At 60.6% G+C, this 416-nt stretch carries 1 protein-coding gene; it reads right to left on the reverse strand.

The genetic code is table 11. From position 1 onward, the window contains the following. Positions 1–399 (reverse strand): molybdenum cofactor biosysynthesis protein (locus X742_RS140140; protein WP_032925233.1); only part of this gene is annotated, 399 nt, incomplete at its 3' end. Between the last annotated feature and the right edge of the window lie 17 nt (positions 400–416).

The raw sequence follows: 416 nt of genomic DNA on the forward strand, positions 1-416 counted from the left end.
GTAGAGACCCGGAAGCCCGAGCAACTCCTCGATATACTTGCACGGCACATTCATCCGGGCGGCCCTGAGAATCGTTTCCCCGACCCGGAAGCGTTTGCCGACAAGATGGCTAAGCGGAACGCCTCGTGTCGTCAGATTGCGCCGGTGATCTTCGGGTCCGAGCTTGGCCTTGAAGCCCGGAATCCTGGGCTCGCCCTTCGCGATGGCGTCCAGAACTTCAGCTTCGATCAATGTCACCTCCCGAACGTCGGGACGCGCCGAATAGGTCCCCGTCCCCAGGTAGTAGCGGTCTCCGACAATGCCTTGGCCGGCAATAAGCTGCGCCTGCGCCAGCTCCTCCATTTCATAGGAGGCGGCAGGCGCGATATGGACGTGAAGCAGCTTTCCTCGCCAGGTCATCATCGCTCTCGGAAATT

Origin of the sequence: Mesorhizobium sp. LNHC229A00 (assembly GCF_000502415.1) — a bacterium.
Taxonomy (GTDB): domain Bacteria; phylum Pseudomonadota; class Alphaproteobacteria; order Rhizobiales; family Rhizobiaceae; genus Mesorhizobium.